The sequence below is a fragment of the Pseudomonas sp. AF32 genome (assembly GCF_022342325.2).
GTDB lineage: Bacteria > Pseudomonadota > Gammaproteobacteria > Pseudomonadales > Pseudomonadaceae > Aquipseudomonas > Aquipseudomonas uvaldensis.
The window spans coordinates 86,793-102,033 of sequence record NZ_RQJK02000017.1 but is presented as its reverse complement, the minus strand read 5'-3'; the positions used below and the strand labels follow the sequence as shown (position 1 = coordinate 102,033).

The following is a 15,241-nucleotide window of genomic DNA, read 5'->3' as shown; positions in this document are numbered from 1 at the left end:
TTTCGGTATGTCAGCCAGTGATGCGTCGACTGTCAAACCGCCATCGCGAGCAGGCTCGCTCCCACGGACTCTGGCGACAAGCCGATCAGGAAACCTGAATCCGCCGCTTCTCCGCCACCCAGCTGCGCCCGTACAGCACCACAATCGCCACAATCGCGACCACCTGGGCCGCCAGCGAATAAGCATCGGCGTGGATGCCCAACCAATCGAAATCGAAGAACGGCACCGGACGGGTCCCGAAGATCCCCGCCTCCTGCAATGCCTTCACGCCATGGCCGGCGAACACCACCGACAGCGCACACAGCAATGCCGCGTTGATGCTGAAGAACAGCGCCAAGGGCAGACGCGCCGAACCGCGCAGGATCACCCAGGCCAACCCGACCAGCAGCACCAGCGCCGTCGCGCCCCCGGCCAGCACGGCGTTATGCCCGGCGGGGCCGGCCTGCAGCCACAGGGTTTCATAGAACAGGATCACTTCGAACAGCTCGCGGTAGACCGAGAAGAACGCCAGGACAGCGAAACCGAAACGGCCACCACCGCCCACCAGGCTGCTCTTGATGTAGTCCTGCCAGGCCGCCGCGTGACGCCGGTCATGCATCCAGACACCCAGCCACAACACCATCACACTGGCGAACAGCGCCGTTGCGCCTTCGAGCAGTTCACGCTGGGCACCGCTGACATCGATTACATAGGCAGCCAGGCCCCAGGTCGCCAGACCGGCGAACAACGCCAGCCCCCAACCGACGTTGACGCTGCGAACCGCCGATTGCTGGCCGGTGTTGCGCAGGAATGCCAGGATCGCCGCCAGTACCAGAATCGCTTCCAGCCCCTCACGCAACAGGATTAACAGGCCAGAGATGTAGCTCAGCGACCAGCTCAGGCCATCGCCGCCCAGCAGCCCGGCGGACGCCTTCAACTTGGCCTTGGCTGCATCCAGGCGTTGTTCGGCCTGCTCGACCGGCAGACCGTCCTGCAAGGACTGACGATAGGCCATCAGGGCCTTCTCTGTGTCCTTGCGCACGTTGGCGTCGACGTTATCCAGCGAGCTTTCCACCAGCTCGAAGCCCTCCAGATAAGCGGCCACCGACAGGTCGTACGCCTGGTCATGATCGCCGGCACGGTATGCCGCGATACTCTTGTCCAGGGTCGCTGCGGTGTAGTCGAGCAACTGCGCCGGGCCACGCTGGACTTGCGGCGGCTGGGCACGCTGGGCGCGAAAGGTCGCCGCTGCCGCAGGCCCCTGCGCTGCCAGCACTTCAGTCGGCGTCTGGCGCGCGAGGTCGGCAAGATTGAAGGTCTGTTCACTTTTCGCGGCCGCCGGGTCGGCGCTGAAGCTGGCGATGTACGTTGCCAGGTCCCAGCGCTGACGGTCGTCCAGTTGGTCGGCGAACGCCGGCATGTCAGCGCCTTCGACGCCCAGGCCAAGGGTGCTGTAGATCGCATAGAGGCTCAGTTGATCCATGCGTCGACCGTCACGCAGGTTCGCGGGTGGCGGCTCCAGACCGACACCGGCAGGGCCATCCCCGGCACCGCTATCACCATGGCACACCGAGCAATTCTGGGCATACAGCGGCGCGCCCCGAGCCGGGTCAGGCGTGATGATCGGTGCCTGGCTGACTTCGTATGCCACCGCCAGCCTGGCCCCCAATTGGCGAGCCAGGCGGGCGACATCGGCGCCGTCTTGGCGCTGGGTGATCGCGTTGCGCAAAGCGCCGATGCCTTGGCTCAGCTCCGTCTTCTCCGGCTTGGCCGGCAGCGCAACGATCAACGCTTCCAGCGCCTGAGTGAATTCCAGTTGCTCACGATATTCGGACTCGTCAATGACCTTGCCCGCCTCGACTGTTGCCGGATAGTCAGCTCCGATGTAATCCAGCAGATGCAAGGCCTGGGGCGCACCCTCAACGGTATCGGCCAACAGATAAGGGCTACACAGGGCCAACAACGGCAGTGCAAGCCAGCCCAGAAAACGAAGCGGGGGAATCATTAATGACTCTCAGTTGGTAATAAGAAGTAACACATTGTTCACTTCCGCTGCCGTTGGCTCAAGGGCCAATGTGCATCGAGGGCACATTTTCATCGGATCTTCATGCTTTGGAGGTGATGTCACAAAAACAGCATTTAGGAATCGAAAAGCCATTACATGGCCAGCGGCCATGCTTATAATCCCGCCGCCGCCCTGTTTGCAGGAGGTAAAAAGCTCCTCCAGAAACGAGGAACCGACAGCGTCCCGAGGCCTGTCCGTGGATCGCCCCAGCCCGACCGCATACCTGGCTGCTACCTCAGGGAAGAAGTGTTCATGGCCTCCCGTACCGTTTTTTCGGTCGCCCTTGGTGCGATCACCTTGTTGTCCGGCTGTTCGGTATTCCGCAATTACGACAGTGAACTGGCCCAGACCAACCAGCAGTTGGCTTCCGGCAACGTCGACGCAGCCTTGACCCTGCTGGAAAGGAACAACACCGGCAAAGACAAAGATCTGTTGTATTACTTCGAGAAAGGCGAGTTGCTGCGCGCCAAGGGCGATCTGTCCGGCAGCCAGACGGCCTGGACCAGCGCCGATCAGCAGGTCGGCCAGTGGGAAGACGCGGTCAAGCTCGACACCGCCAAGTACGTGGCGCAATTCGGCAGCTTCCTGGTCAACGACAAGGTCCGACGCTACGAGGGCTACGACTACGAAAAGGTCATGCTGACCACGCAGATGGCCCTGAACCTGCTGGCGGTGAACGACTTTGACGGCGCCCGGACCCAAATCAAGAAGACCCACGAACGCGAAGCGGTGATTGCCGAGCTGCGAGACAAGCAATACCTGAAACGCGAGGAAGAAGCCGAGCAGCAAGGGGTCAAGACCGAATACAAGGACCTCCACGGTTACCCGGTGGCCAGTCTCGACGCCCCTGAGGTCGTTGGTCTCAAGAACAGTTACCAGAGCGCGTTCAGCCATTACCTGGCCGGCTTCGTCTACGAAGCCCTGGGTGAAAAGGATCTGGCCGCACCCGGTTATCGCAAGGCCGCCGAGCTGCGCCCCAATACACCATTGCTGGAGCAGGCGCTGCTCAACCTCGACAAACCCGCTGCGAAAAACGATGACAGCGACATCCTGATCGTGGTGCAAAGTGGCCTGGCACCCGCCCGTGACTCGATCCGCATTCCCCTGCCCTTGCCTATCAGCGGCAATCTCGTCATTACCCCGCTCTCGTTCCCGGTAATCAAGCCCGACACGTCCACCGCTACCTTCGCCCAGATCGGTGTCGACGGCCGTCAACTGGACCTGACCCAACTCAACAGCACCACCGCCATGTCCCGCCGTGCCCTGCGCGATGACATGCCCGGGATCATCCTGCGCACGACCGTGCGGGCCATCACCCGTGGCGTGGCGCAAAAGCAGATCAACGAAACCAATCCGCTGGCCGGCCTGGCCGTGGGCCTCACCTCGGCCGTGCTCGAAGGTGCCGACACCCGCACCTGGCGCACCTTGCCGGACTACACCCAGGTGGTCCGCCTGCGCCTGAAGAAAGGCGAGCATGAAGTCACCCTGCCAAGCGCGATAGGCGGCTCCGTGGTCAAGGTGGTCGTCGACCAGCGTTATCAGGTCATCTGCCTGCGAGCCGTGGGCAATCAGGTATTCACCGGCGGCCTGGCGGCCCGGGTCATCCCGAGCGCCAACCCGACTGCCGTCGCCAGTCTCAAGCAACCTTAAGAACGGAGTCTTTGCTCACATGCGTTTAAAAATGATCGCCGTCGGCGTCCTGGCCTTGCTGGCCGGCTGCACCACCCCGCCACCTGAGCCGGGCAGCGCCGCAAGCAAGGTCGTGGCGATGGGCAAGACCAAGAACATCGTGGTGGGCGCCATGCGCGTGGCCCGTGAAAACGGCTACCTGACCGCCAACGTGCAGCTGAGCAACACCAGCTACAACAATAAGACGATGTACTACCGCTTTGCCTGGCTGGGGCCCGAAGGCTTCCCGATCGCCGAAGAGGAAACCTGGAAAAGCCTCACGCTGTACGGCGAACAGACCCGCTTCCTGCCGGCCATCGCACCGACGCCCAAGGCGGTGGATTTCCGACTGGAAATCAACACGCCTTGAGCTTGATGACCGCCAGCCGGGGGCAAACCCTGTGGGAGCGAGCCTGCTCGCGAAACGATGTTTCAACCAGCAATGATGTGGCTGGATGATCGCTATCGCGAGCAGGCTCGCTCCCACAAGGTTCTTTGGCTGCCCGGCATCTCGCGTTAACCCTTTTTCAGCGTTAGAGAGCACTGCCATGTTCACACGTATCGCATCCCTCACCCTCGCTGCCCTGCTGGTCAGCGGCTGCGCCAATAACTCCCCGGTATTGGGCAACAAGAACATCACCTACGGCGACACCAAGGCCGTGGAAACCGTGACCAACGAGTTCGGCTCCACCGATCTGCAGATGATCGCCGAAACCATGACCCGCTCCCTGGCCCAGTCCGGCGTCCTGCAAGGCCGTCCCGTGGTCCAGGTCTATGATGTGAAGAACAAGACCAGCGAGTACATCGATACCCGCGAGATCACCACCAGCATCAAGACCCAGTTGATGAAGACCGGCGCGGCGCGCTTTGCCAGCGACAACAATGCCATGGACAGCCAGGTCGACCAGCTCAAGCTGCAGAACCAGAGCGGCCTGTACAAGAAGAGTACCGTGGCCAAGACCGGCAACATGATCGCCGCCAAGTACCGTCTCGAGGGTTCCATCAGCTCGATCGTCAAGCGCAGCAGCGACTACAAGGACGTCTTCTACAAATTCAGCCTGCAATTGATCGACGTTGAAAGCGGACTGGCCGAGTGGATGGACGAAAAAGAAATCCGCAAGACCACGGAGCGCTGAGCCATGCGCACATGGATAGGCATCATGGCCCTGGCCTGCGCATTTGGCGCGCAGGCGGCCCCGAAAGTCGCTGTCACCGACCTGGCGTATCAGGAGCGGGTGGAGGAATACATCCATACGGTTTCGGCCCAGAGCAACTTCCAGGCGGGCGGCTACAGCGCCAGTGCATCGTCGAGCTACGACGAGATGGAAGCCACCAGCAGCTACATCGAGCAGGGTGAACTGCGCAAGTTCACCGGTGACATCAAGGGTGAGATCCTGCGCAGCGGGATGTTCCAGCTGGTGCAAGGCACGCCCTATACCGCGTCGTCCAAGGGCGATGTCTATGACGTGATCAAGCGCATCAAGGCTGGCCACTTCAAGGGCGCCGACTACGTGCTGTTCGGCACCGTGTCGGACATCGATTTCACCCGTGATCTCAACGAACTGGCCAACACCGACAGCTACTCCGCGGTGCTTGCGCTGACCCTGGTAGCGGATTTCAGTCTGATCAACACCAAGACCTACGAAATCACCTCGGCCTTCACCGCCATGGGTGAAGGCCAGGACACCAAGCTGCTCAACCAGCGGGACGCGCACATCAGCCTGAACCGCCCACGGGTGGTGCGCGAGGTGTCCAAGGCCTTGGGTGAAGATGTGGCGCAGCAACTGAGCCAACAGCTCGGTGGCCCAAGCTACGAACAACCCCGCGAACCCGCACAGCGCAACAACCTGCCACGGGATACGGCGCCAGTGATCCTGCGTTAAGGTTCAGCGCCGATGAATGATGCTTTTGTGGCGAGGGAGCCTGCTCCCTCGCCACAGGTATCGCCAGGCTTTACACCGCCGCCTTGCGGATCGTCGCCAACAAACCCGCCGCGCCGATGAACAACCCTGCAAAGGTCCGGTTCATCCGCCGTTGCTGCTTGGGCGTACGCAACAGGCGCAGAACCTTCGATGCCAGCCCGGTATACCCGGCCATGACAACAAGGTCGACGCAGATCATGGTCACGCCCAGGATCAGGTACTGCTTGACCAGGGGGGCATGAGGGTCGATGAACTGCGGTAGCACCGCCAACATGAAGACCAGGGCCTTGGGGTTGCTGATGTTGACCAGGAAGCCGCGGAACACCAGCGCCATGGGGTTGCCGATAGGCCGCACCGCCGCGTCGTCGCTGATGTCGCCGGGGATGGCCCGCCACTGCTTGATGCCCAGGTAGACCAAGTAGGCAACGCCAAACCACTTGATGGCATAGAACGCCGTGGCCGACGCGGTGAGGATCGCGCCAACACCCGCGGCGACGATCACGATCTGCAAGGCCAGGCCCAATTGCAGGCCCAGAGCGTTCCAGTAGCCGCGCCAGAAACCGTACTGCAGACCGCTGGACATCGATGCAATGGCACCGGCGCCCGGCGAAAGACTGATCACCCAGCAAGCGGCGAAAAACGCCAGCCATGTTTCCAGCACCATTGCACACCTCGGCTCAGATTCGTCGAAACGACTAAGCTAATGCGCCGGCGGGCAGTTGACCACCGCTTTTTCATGCTACTCGAGGAATCCGCCGACCGGAAACGCCTCGCTGCCACGCCAGCGCCGCACCGACCGCTGGAAGAACAGACTGTTGGGCACCTGCACCATGGCGCTGCCGGTGCCCAGCTCCTCCGGTTCGATCAGCGTGGTGTAAAGCAGGTTGATGGCAACTACGCGGCCCTTGATGCCGGGCTTGTCGGTGGTGTCCACCAGCTCCACCACATCCCCCAGGCGAAACGGCCCGACGGTATAGATCAGAACAGCGCAGAACAGGTTCGACAACACGCTCCAGATGGCGAAAAACGCCACGGCCGCTACCGCGACGAACCCCGACAGCGCCGTCCACAGTACAGTGGCCGAGACGCCCAGGCGTTCTAGTACGAAGAGCACCGCGCTGCCCATGATCAGCCAGCGCAACACGCCCCGCAGGATGATCACCAGTTGCGGCGGAAAGGGGTAACGCTCGCCGAGGCCTGTGAGAGCACGGGCCACGAAGCGCTGCGTGAAATAACCGACCAGCAGGATCAACAGGATTTGCACGCCGAGCCAGATCGGCTCGATCCACATGACCGGCACAGGCAAGGCCAAGGCTTCCATCAGGACAACGCCTCCAGCTCCGCTTGCAAGGTTTCCAGCAATTCCAGCGCTTGCATCCACGCCTCCTCGAGTTCCGCTTCCCTGACTTTCAGCCTGGCCTGCTCGGCCAGCAGATCGCGCAGTTCATCCTTGCGCGTCGCCTCGTAGAGACCGCTGTCGCCGAGGCTGGTTTCGATTGTCTGCAATTTCTCGTGCAGCTTGCCCAGTTCGGCTTCGAGCTTGTCGGCCTCGCGCTTGTGCGGCGCCAACTGCTGACGCAACGCCGCGGCGGCTTGGCGCTGGGCTTTCTTGTCGGTCTTGTCGGGGTTCACCGGCGTGCTGCTGACCGGCGCGTTACGCTGACGGTAGTCCACCAGCCAGCGCGCGTAGTCCTCTAGGTCGCCATCGAACTCCTCGACCTTGCCATCGGCCACCAGGAAGAAATTATCCGTGGTGCTCTTGAGCAAATGCCGGTCGTGGGACACCACCAATACCGCACCGCTGAATTCCTGCAACGCCATGGTCAGGGCCAGGCGCATTTCCAGGTCCAGGTGGTTGGTCGGTTCGTCGAGCAATAACAGGTTCGGTCGGCCCCAGGCGATCAGCGCCAATGCCAGGCGGGCTTTTTCACCCCCGGAGAAATTCAGCACTGGCTCGTCGATGCGGCCACCCCGGAAGTCGAACCCACCGAGGAAATCACGCAAGGTCTGCTCGCGCTCGGTCGGTGCCAGGCGCTGCAAGTGCAGCAAGGGGCTGGCCTTGGCATCGAGGGAGTCCAACTGATGCTGGGCAAAGTAGCCAACGACGGTGTTCTCGCCACGCGTCAAACGTCCGGCCAGGGGTTGGAGCTCGCCGGAGAGGTTCTTGATCAGGGTCGACTTACCAGCACCGTTGGGGCCCAGCAAGCCGATCCGCGCACCCGGCGTCAATTGCAGTTTGACCTTCTCCAGCACGGTCTTGTCGCCATAGCCCAGGCGTGCGTCGGACAGGTCGATCAGCGGACTGGAAATCTTGGTGGATTCGCGGAACACGAAATCGAACGGCGAATCGACGTGGGCCGCGGACAGCTCTTCCATCCGCTCCAACGCCTTGATCCGGCTCTGGGCCTGACGGGCCTTGGTGGCCTGGGCCTTGAAGCGGGCGATGTAGCTTTCCATGTGCGCACGCTGCGCCTGCTGCTTCTCGTAGGCCTGCTGTTGCTGGGCCAGTCGCTCGGCACGGGCACGCTCGAAAGCGGTGTAGCCGCCGCGATACAAGACCAGCTTGCGTTGGTCGACATGGGCCACATGATCCACCACGGCATCGAGGAAATCGCGGTCGTGGGAAATCAGCAACAGCGTGCCCGGATAACTCTTGAGCCAGCCTTCGAGCCAGATGATGGCGTCGAGGTCCAGGTGGTTCGTCGGCTCGTCGAGCAACAGCAGATCCGAAGGGCACATCAAGGCCTGCGCCAGGTTCAGCCGCATCCGCCAGCCACCGGAAAAATCGCCGACCTGACGGTCCATCTGTTCGTTGGTAAAGCCCAATCCCGCCAGCAATTTACGCGCACGGGCGTCGGCGGTGTAGCCGTCGGCAGTGTCGAGCTCGGAATGCAAACGAGCCAGCGCCGCGCCGTCGTGGGCCGCTTCGGCGGCGGCCAGGTCCCGCTGGACCTGGCGAAGGCGCACGTCGCCGTCGAGCACATAATCCACCGCCAGCCGTTCGAGGGTATCGACCTCCTGGCGCATGTGGGCGATGCGCCAGTCGGGCGGCAGAGAGCAATCGCCGGAGTCCGGGTGCAACTCGCCTCGCAACAAGGCGAACAGGCTCGATTTGCCGGCGCCGTTGGCACCGATGAGGCCGGCTTTGTGGCCGGCGTGCAGAGTCAGCTCGGCGTCTTCTAGCAGACGTTGCGGGCCACGCTGTAAAGTCAGGTTCTGAAGTCGGATCATAATGGCGGCGGAGTCTACCAGCTTCGCTCGCAACTGGCGCGAGTAGCACGATGTCCTCTGACCTGTGGAGTTTTTCCCTCGATCTCTATGCCAGGCCTGGTGTAGAGCAGGCATGCCTGACCCTGCAAAAAGCCGGTGCGAGCGTCTGCCTGCTGCTGTGTGGTTTATGGCTGGCGCAGCGCGGTGTGGCTTGCAACGAACGAAGGCTGCTGCAACTTCAACAGCTGGCCGACACCTGGGACACTGAAGTCATACGGCCTTTGCGGGCCCTTCGCACCCAATGGAAAGACCGTGCCCAGCAAGACACTGAACTCGATAGCCTGCGCGAAGAAATCAAGAAGCTGGAGCTGGAGGCTGAACGGCAGCTATTGAAACGGCTGGAAGCGGCGACCAGGGATTGGCCTGGGGGGAGATCGATTGACGCCGAGCGATGGCTGCAAGGGTTGGCGGGGATTGCCGACCCATCACACGGCGACGCGCTGCATCTGTTGCGCGTCGCCGTGTCGGATCCTGCGGTTTAAAACCTTAGGAAGCGCTGGTTGGGGTGCTGGTGGCCGGCGTCGTGGCGACAGTCGGGTTCACCGCCGGAGCAGGTGTGCTGGCGGATGGCGCGGGCGACGCGGCGGGTGCCGGCGACGGTGCCGCAGGCTTGGCCGCAGCGGTCGTTGGTTTTGCGGTGGCTGGTTTCTTCACGGCCGGTTTCGCGGCTGGCTTGGCGGCAGGTTTGGCAGCGACCGGCTTCGCAGCAGCAGGCTTGGCGGCAGGTTTAGCCGCCGTTTTTGCAGGCGCTTTTGCGGCGGTCGACTTGGCCGTCGCAGCAGGCTTGGCTACGGCAGGTTTAGCCACGGCAGATTTGGCAGCCGCTGTTTTTGCCGTCGCTGGCTTGGCGGCAGCTTTGGCAGCAACGGGTTTCGCGGCCGCTTTGGCAGCTGGCTTGGCCGTGGTGGTTTTTGCTGCAGCAGGTTTGGCAGCAGCCACCTTGGCGGCAGGCTTGGCAGCGGGTTTAGCAGCCGCAGGCTTGGCAGCCGAGGCTTTTGCAGCTGGTTTGGCGACCGCTTTCACGGCCGGTTTTTTCGCAGCCGGTTTAGCCGCGCTGGCCGCGACAGGTTTTGCCACTGCCGGTTTGACAGCGGGCTTGCTCGCTGCTTTGGCTGGCGTTTTTGCGGCAGGTTTGGCTGCCACTTTGGCCGGTGTTTTAGCCGCAGCAGGTTTAGCGGCCGGCTTTTTGGCCGATACAGCGACAGGCTTGGCAGCACGAAGGGTCAGTGCCTTGCCGGCAGCCTCCTGCACGCGACCGACACCCTGGGCCAGCTTCAGGCTTTCCTGGGCATCACGTTTGAGTTGCAAGATATAGGCACGGGTTTCGGACTGACGATCCTTCAAGGCATCGAGCAGGTTTTCGAGTTCTTTAACGGCGTCCTTGGCTTTGGCCTGCGCCTTGGCCTTGCCGGCAGTGGCTGCTTCTTGCAGTTTGGTGCGGGACTTGTGCAGTTTTTCCTGCGCTTTGCCGCGTTGTTTTTCCAGTTTGGCGAGCAGTTTTTCAGCATCAGCCAGGGCTTGAGAGCAGGCATTTTCCAAATGCTCGAGCAGGCTGCCCGAGAGTTGTTGGAGCAAGTGCAACGGAGTATTTACAGGCTTCTTGGGGGCCGACATGGTTTACCTCCTGACTGACGTGAGTGCGGCTCATACTAGACCTCTGCTGCAACCGCCGCTAGGGCATGTTGACAGTACACAGGACGTTGCGTTGCAAGGGACGAAAAATCTTCTGAGCCACTGCCGGTACGATCCACTTGCACCGACATTCGCACTGGCATAATCCCTCGATTCGAGGCCGGAGAAAGTACACATGTTGCGTCACCTGTTTTTATGCTTGTGCATGGTCTGCACCATGACCCAGGCCGCCGATAAAACCAGCGCAAGCGATGCTCACGACCTGGCCTACAGCCTGGGCGCGAGCCTGGGTGAGCGTCTTCGCCAGGACGTACCCGACTTGCAGATCCAGGCGTTGGTGGAAGGTTTGCAGCATGCCTATCAGGGCAAGCCATTGGCCCTCAAGGATGAACGCATCGAGCAGATCCTCGCCGAACACCAGGCACAGCTGAGCGCTCAGTCGACGACACCGCAGATCGAGGTCGCGCTGAAGACGGAACAGAAGTTTCTCAACGAGGAGAAGAACCGGCCAGGCGTACAGCAATTGGCCGACGGCATCCTGCTGACCGAACTCAAGCCAGGCAACGGAGCAAAAGCCGGCCCTCACGGCAAGGTCCAGGTGTTGTACACGGGGCGGCTGCCCGACGGCACGGTATTCGATTCCAACCGCCAGGCTCAGTGGTTCAGCCTCGACAGCGTGATCGATGGCTGGCGCAGTGCATTGCCGCAAATGCCGGTAGGCGCGAAATGGCGACTGGTGATTCCTTCGACCCTGGCCTATGGCGCCGAAGGTGCCGGGGATGTGATCCCGCCGTTCACGCCACTGGTGTTTGAAATCGAGTTGTTGGGCGCGACGATCTGACGTTGGCGAAAACGAAAAACGGTGCGCAATGCGCACCGTTTTTTATCGCCGCAGGGCTTTCAAGCCTGGACCGCGGCCTCTTCCTTATGGGCGTTGTGCAGCACTTCGATCAAGCAGTCTTCCAGCTCGAAACGCTCATGCAGCAAGCCACCCAATTCCTTGAATTTTTCCGCTACGCACTTGCCTTCATCGCACAGGTCATTGAAGGCCAGCAGCTTTTCGGTAATGACGTCGATGCGCGGATAGATCTGATCGGCGAGTTCCAGGCCACGTTTGTCGTTGAAGGCCTTGGCTTCGCTCGTCAGTTGTTCGTAGATCTCGAAATGGCCAGCGGAGACATAGTCGACCAGCACACCGCAAAATTCCTGCAGCGGCTTGCGGCTTTCTCCCAGCGCCTCGGGCTTGTCGCCGAGCGCATCATAGGCCCGAACCAGTTCGTGACGCTCCTGCAACCAGCGGTCGATCAGCAGGTGCACCCCACCCCAGCGTTCCTGAGCATTCTGACAACTTTCGAGCATGGCGATTTCTTCCCTTGTGAGTCATGCCCCTCGCAGCCTGCGTACACCTGACTCATGGCAAGCCGGACACAACATGATCGAACGGCACGATTCCAATGATACGTGCGGGCCAGATTATGCCCGCACGACAGCTGCTTCAAGGTACGCAGGAGATAAAGTTCATACAAGTGTTTAATCCCCGATCCGGACCCATTGCGACGTCTTGCCGCCGAGCGGTCGGATCAGTGCATTCCAGACAAGGCGAAGCAGCAAGTAGGTCATGACGATGGACACGGCGAGAAAAAACAGCAGGCTCCATTCGGGAACGCTCAAGTCGAACAGCGTCCAGGTAATGCTTGCACAGTCGACCGCACCGTCGATGACGCGATGCACGGCGCTCCACCATGAACTCGATCCCTGCGTGCGACTGAAGCAATCAGGCAATAACTCAGCCGAATGACTTTGCACCAGCACCTGGTGCCACGCCAATGTCATCGCCCCCGACACGAGAACCAGGCCCAGGGCCCCGTAGATAATGCTGCCCGTTTGACCCGGACCGTGCACACAGGCCGCCAGGCAGTTTCCCAGGAACAACATCAGGCACAACCGCTGCAGGACACACAGGCTGCAAGGCGCCAGGCCAACCGCATATTCCAGATAGCTGGCGATGCCCAGGGCCAGGGCCGCAGCAATGGAAGCCAGGAAAAACAAGAAGCGTGAGCAGGCCAAAGACATGGCGGTTCCGTAACAAAAAAGACAGGTAGTTACGGTAGAGGAAAGCCCTCGGGCCTTTCAAGGCAGGCCCGCGCAGACACTTCACCTAGGGTGTAGGGAATTCCCGACAGACGCGAGAGGATTCAGCGCAATCCTTTGTAGGACTTTGCTTAGCCCACCCTTCGAGCCTTGAACCGGACCGTTATTGGCAGCCAAACCCATGGCAACGCCCCACACTGATTGCCGGCACTGTCCGCCCCGTCCTGTCAGCCGGACAAGGCCTGGGACGCCGGCAATGGCGCAGCGAGCAGGCGTTCGTCCAGCAAGCCCAGGCCCTCCTGGAACAACTGGTTGCTGCGTTCGGCATCCCCCATCTGCGCCAACAGTCGCGCCAGTTCGGCACAGGCTTCCGGGTTGCGCTGGATCCGCAGGCTGCTTTCGAGGTAATCCCTTGCCTTGCCCCACAAGCTGTTCTGCAGGCACAGACGCCCCAGTGTCAGCAGCAGGCTGGAATCGGCCGGATGATCCTTGAGCCAGCCCTCGGCCGCCTGCAACTGCCGGATCGGGTCCTGGCCACGGACCAGTCCATACAGACGCGCCAAGTGGCTGTCATAGTGGCGCTTGAGCGCCGTGCGCAACACTTCTTCGGCCTCGCCCTGGGCACCCAGTTGTCGCAGTTGCTCGGCATAGGCCGCGATCAATGCCGGCTCCTGGCGCTGCGCGGCGGTCAGTTGCTGCCAGGCGCGGTTGAGCGATTGCAGACCCACACTGCCGTCTTCTTCGCGATGCGCCGCCAGGGATAGATTTTCGCCCCAGGCCCGACGCTCCAGCTCCGCGAGCTCGGCCGCAGGCAAGACTTTGTCCTTGCGCAGCTCCGGCAACAGGCGAACCACCGCTGACCAGTCACCGCGCTGTTGATGCAGGCGCTGCAACTGGCGCAACGTCTGGGCGTTGTGAGGATGACGATCGTGCATCGCTTGCAACGTGACCAAGGCACCGTCGGTGTCGCCCCGATCCATCTGCAACTGAGCGTGCGTCAGCGCAATGGCGAGCTCGGCCTGGGGCTGACGCTCCAGAGCACGTTCGAGCAGGCTGTCGCTCTGCTCGTACAGCCCTTGTTCATTGGCCGCGCGGGCCGCACCGAGGTAATACAGCAAGGGCTGGCGCTCGGCTTCGGCGGCGCGATGCAAATGTCGCTGGGCACTGGCCCAGCGCCCTTCGGCCAGGTCCAACTGACCGTGTTCGATCGCCACTTGCACACGACGACTGCGGTTACGCCGCGACCAGGGATTGACCACGCCGCTGGAGGTGGTCACCAGCCCGATCAACGCGCGCACGCACCACCACAGCAACCAAAGCACCATCACCAACGCCAGGGTGACCCACAGGCCGGCTTCGTAACGGAAGTTCTTGTAGGCCACCAGCACGTAACCCGAATGCTCGGCGATCGCGACGCCCAGCAAGGCGGCGGCAGCGATCACCACGAACAGAATCACGTAGAGGCGCTTCATGGCTTGGCCTCCTGCTCACCAGGCTTGGCCGGGGGCTTGACCGATTCTTCGACGGTGAGGTTGCGACGCTCCAGGTAGGCCTGGACGCTGCCGAGGGCACCCGTCAGGTCCGGCGTGACCACCGTGACCGGTTGCCGGGACAGCTCCGCCACGCGCTCGAGCATGATCCTGCTCTGCGGGTTGTCCTGGTTGAAGTTGTTCCTGAGGACGTCACGAGCTTCGTCCAGCGCCTGGGTGTACACCGGCGCCTGACCATTGAGGGCGGCCCATTGCGCCTGCTCCAGTGCCAGGCTCAAGGCCAGGCGCACCTGCATCAGGCTCTGCCCGGCCAAGAGCGGACGGACATTCTCGTCGGCATTGAAATCGATACGGATATAGCGCGAAATCTGATCCCACCACTGAGCCCAGCGGCTGGCGCCGTCGCCGTCGGCGGTCAACCCCAGCAGCGACTCGCCACGATCCTTGTACTCGGGTGCCAATTCCGAAAGCTGCAGGACCTGCTCGCGCAAGGCGCCCAGTTGCAGGAACAGCCCGGTCCGATCCGGCTGTTCGGTGCTGCGCAACGCCGCAAGCGTCTTGGCCAGTTGTTCACGGGCGGCAAATGAGCCCGGGTCGTTTTGCTCGCGCAGGATCTCGTCTGCCCCTTGGACCAACGCCTGGGCGCTACTGATGTCCTGCAAGGCGGAAAGGCGCAGGCTGGCCAGGCGCAACAGATGCTCGGCCTCAGCCAGGCGCCAGTCCTTGCGGCTGGCCCCCAGCACCGTTTCCAGTCGCTGGCTCAGGTGCTGCTGGTCGCCCTGCAATTGGGCGACCAGACGCCGCCGCTCCTCCAGCTCTTCGGCCGCGGGCAATTGCGCAAGGCGCTCACTGAGACGCTGCTCGTTGAGCTTGAGATTCTGCGCCTGATCGTTCAGCGCCTGGACCTGGGCGAACTGCTGCTGATTATTGGCTTGCAGGTGACGGACCTGCCAGACACCCCAGCCACCCACGGCGACACCGGCTGCGCCCAGCAACAAGGCGACAACGGCCAACCCGTTACCGCGACGCGGTGCCGTCGGTGCCGCAGGTTCAACCGGCGCATCGATGGCTGGTCGGTCTTTATCTTCTTTTGGCAAGGCTGTTTCGCTCACGTGTCCATCCTT

At 62.0% G+C, this 15,241-nt stretch carries 15 protein-coding genes; 6 read left to right on the top strand and 9 right to left on the bottom strand.

Features of this window, described 5'->3' with window-relative positions; all coding sequences use genetic code 11:
- Positions 1-85: 85 nt before the first annotated feature.
- Positions 86-1,984: a cytochrome c/FTR1 family iron permease gene (locus tag EGM97_RS17030; RefSeq protein WP_238961694.1), complete on the bottom strand. Its 1,899-nt coding sequence runs from the start codon at positions 1,982-1,984 to the stop codon at positions 86-88.
- A gap of 312 nt (positions 1,985-2,296) precedes the next feature.
- Between EGM97_RS17030 and EGM97_RS17025 the strand changes: the two genes are divergently transcribed.
- The 4 genes from EGM97_RS17025 to EGM97_RS17010 all read left to right on the top strand — a co-directional run bounded on the left by EGM97_RS17025 (position 2,297) and on the right by EGM97_RS17010 (position 5,595).
- Positions 2,297-3,694, top strand: coding sequence for a COG3014 family protein (locus tag EGM97_RS17025; protein ID WP_238961695.1), 1,398 nt, complete (start codon positions 2,297-2,299; stop codon positions 3,692-3,694).
- A 19-nt stretch (positions 3,695-3,713) separates the two neighbouring features.
- A complete protein-coding gene (locus EGM97_RS17020; protein ID WP_238961696.1) occupies positions 3,714-4,082 on the top strand; it encodes a YcfL family putative periplasmic lipoprotein in 369 nt (122 codons plus the stop codon).
- A gap of 178 nt (positions 4,083-4,260) precedes the next feature.
- On the top strand, positions 4,261-4,848 hold the full coding sequence (gene lpoB, locus EGM97_RS17015; RefSeq protein WP_238961697.1) for a penicillin-binding protein activator LpoB: 588 nt from the start codon (positions 4,261-4,263) through the stop codon (positions 4,846-4,848).
- A 3-nt stretch (positions 4,849-4,851) separates the two neighbouring features.
- Positions 4,852-5,595, top strand: coding sequence for a penicillin-binding protein activator LpoB (locus EGM97_RS17010; RefSeq protein ID WP_238961698.1), 744 nt, complete (start codon positions 4,852-4,854; stop codon positions 5,593-5,595).
- A 70-nt stretch (positions 5,596-5,665) separates the two neighbouring features.
- Here the strand turns inward: EGM97_RS17010 and rhtB are convergent, their stop codons facing one another.
- The 3 genes from rhtB to EGM97_RS16995 all read right to left on the bottom strand — a co-directional run bounded on the left by rhtB (position 5,666) and on the right by EGM97_RS16995 (position 8,865).
- The gene (gene rhtB / locus EGM97_RS17005) at positions 5,666-6,298 is read right to left on the bottom strand and encodes a homoserine/homoserine lactone efflux protein (RefSeq protein WP_238961699.1); all 633 of its coding nucleotides are present in this window, start codon (positions 6,296-6,298) and stop codon (positions 5,666-5,668) included.
- A 75-nt stretch (positions 6,299-6,373) separates the two neighbouring features.
- On the bottom strand, positions 6,374-6,955 hold the full coding sequence (locus EGM97_RS17000) for a mechanosensitive ion channel family protein (protein ID WP_238961700.1): 582 nt from the start codon (positions 6,953-6,955) through the stop codon (positions 6,374-6,376).
- The gene (locus tag EGM97_RS16995) at positions 6,955-8,865 is read right to left on the bottom strand and encodes an ATP-binding cassette domain-containing protein (RefSeq protein ID WP_238961701.1); all 1,911 of its coding nucleotides are present in this window, start codon (positions 8,863-8,865) and stop codon (positions 6,955-6,957) included. The genes EGM97_RS17000 and EGM97_RS16995 overlap by 1 nt, the downstream gene beginning before the upstream one ends.
- A gap of 50 nt (positions 8,866-8,915) precedes the next feature.
- Here EGM97_RS16995 and EGM97_RS16990 point away from each other — a divergent pair, with 50 nt between their 5' ends.
- Entirely contained in the window at positions 8,916-9,386 is a 471-nt protein-coding gene (locus EGM97_RS16990; RefSeq protein ID WP_238961702.1) for a TIGR02444 family protein, read from the top strand.
- A 4-nt stretch (positions 9,387-9,390) separates the two neighbouring features.
- Here EGM97_RS16990 and EGM97_RS16985 read toward each other — a convergent pair whose 3' ends face one another.
- Positions 9,391-10,518 (bottom strand): AlgP family protein, encoded by a 1,128-nt coding sequence (locus EGM97_RS16985; protein ID WP_238961703.1) that lies wholly within the window; start codon positions 10,516-10,518, stop codon positions 9,391-9,393.
- A 193-nt stretch (positions 10,519-10,711) separates the two neighbouring features.
- Here EGM97_RS16985 and EGM97_RS16980 point away from each other — a divergent pair, with 193 nt between their 5' ends.
- Positions 10,712-11,377 (top strand): FKBP-type peptidyl-prolyl cis-trans isomerase, encoded by a 666-nt coding sequence (locus tag EGM97_RS16980; RefSeq protein ID WP_238961704.1) that lies wholly within the window; start codon positions 10,712-10,714, stop codon positions 11,375-11,377.
- Positions 11,378-11,436: 59 nt separating this feature from the next.
- Here the strand turns inward: EGM97_RS16980 and EGM97_RS16975 are convergent, their stop codons facing one another.
- The 4 genes from EGM97_RS16975 to EGM97_RS16960 all read right to left on the bottom strand — a co-directional run bounded on the left by EGM97_RS16975 (position 11,437) and on the right by EGM97_RS16960 (position 15,229).
- Positions 11,437-11,895 carry an Rsd/AlgQ family anti-sigma factor gene (locus tag EGM97_RS16975; protein ID WP_053148521.1) on the bottom strand — a complete coding sequence of 153 codons (459 nt, stop codon included), beginning with the start codon at positions 11,893-11,895 and terminating at the stop codon, positions 11,437-11,439.
- Positions 11,896-12,066: 171 nt separating this feature from the next.
- On the bottom strand, positions 12,067-12,609 hold the full coding sequence (locus tag EGM97_RS16970) for a disulfide bond formation protein B (RefSeq protein WP_238961705.1): 543 nt from the start codon (positions 12,607-12,609) through the stop codon (positions 12,067-12,069).
- A 245-nt stretch (positions 12,610-12,854) separates the two neighbouring features.
- Positions 12,855-14,099, bottom strand: a complete 1,245-nt coding sequence (locus EGM97_RS16965; protein ID WP_238961706.1) for a heme biosynthesis protein HemY — start codon at positions 14,097-14,099, stop codon at positions 12,855-12,857.
- The gene (locus tag EGM97_RS16960) at positions 14,096-15,229 is read right to left on the bottom strand and encodes a uroporphyrinogen-III C-methyltransferase (protein WP_238961769.1); all 1,134 of its coding nucleotides are present in this window, start codon (positions 15,227-15,229) and stop codon (positions 14,096-14,098) included. The genes EGM97_RS16965 and EGM97_RS16960 overlap by 4 nt, the downstream gene beginning before the upstream one ends.
- Positions 15,230-15,241 lie beyond the last annotated feature (12 nt).

Excerpts from the sequence above, each read along its gene's own strand:
- EGM97_RS17030 (WP_238961694.1), bottom strand. The coding sequence starts at position 1,984 with ATGATTCCCCCGCTTCGTTTTCTGGGCTGGCTTGCACTGCCGTTGTTG.
- EGM97_RS17025 (WP_238961695.1), top strand. The coding sequence starts at position 2,297 with ATGGCCTCCCGTACCGTTTTTTCGGTCGCCCTTGGTGCGATCACCTTG.
- EGM97_RS17020 (WP_238961696.1), top strand. The coding sequence starts at position 3,714 with ATGCGTTTAAAAATGATCGCCGTCGGCGTCCTGGCCTTGCTGGCCGGC.
- lpoB (WP_238961697.1), top strand. The coding sequence starts at position 4,261 with ATGTTCACACGTATCGCATCCCTCACCCTCGCTGCCCTGCTGGTCAGC.
- EGM97_RS17010 (WP_238961698.1), top strand. The coding sequence starts at position 4,852 with ATGCGCACATGGATAGGCATCATGGCCCTGGCCTGCGCATTTGGCGCG.
- rhtB (WP_238961699.1), bottom strand. The coding sequence starts at position 6,298 with ATGGTGCTGGAAACATGGCTGGCGTTTTTCGCCGCTTGCTGGGTGATC.
- EGM97_RS17000 (WP_238961700.1), bottom strand. The coding sequence starts at position 6,955 with ATGGAAGCCTTGGCCTTGCCTGTGCCGGTCATGTGGATCGAGCCGATC.
- EGM97_RS16995 (WP_238961701.1), bottom strand. The coding sequence starts at position 8,865 with ATGATCCGACTTCAGAACCTGACTTTACAGCGTGGCCCGCAACGTCTG.
- EGM97_RS16990 (WP_238961702.1), top strand. The coding sequence starts at position 8,916 with ATGTCCTCTGACCTGTGGAGTTTTTCCCTCGATCTCTATGCCAGGCCT.
- EGM97_RS16985 (WP_238961703.1), bottom strand. The coding sequence starts at position 10,518 with ATGTCGGCCCCCAAGAAGCCTGTAAATACTCCGTTGCACTTGCTCCAA.
- EGM97_RS16980 (WP_238961704.1), top strand. The coding sequence starts at position 10,712 with ATGTTGCGTCACCTGTTTTTATGCTTGTGCATGGTCTGCACCATGACC.
- EGM97_RS16975 (WP_053148521.1), bottom strand. The coding sequence starts at position 11,895 with ATGCTCGAAAGTTGTCAGAATGCTCAGGAACGCTGGGGTGGGGTGCAC.
- EGM97_RS16970 (WP_238961705.1), bottom strand. The coding sequence starts at position 12,609 with ATGTCTTTGGCCTGCTCACGCTTCTTGTTTTTCCTGGCTTCCATTGCT.
- EGM97_RS16965 (WP_238961706.1), bottom strand. The coding sequence starts at position 14,099 with ATGAAGCGCCTCTACGTGATTCTGTTCGTGGTGATCGCTGCCGCCGCC.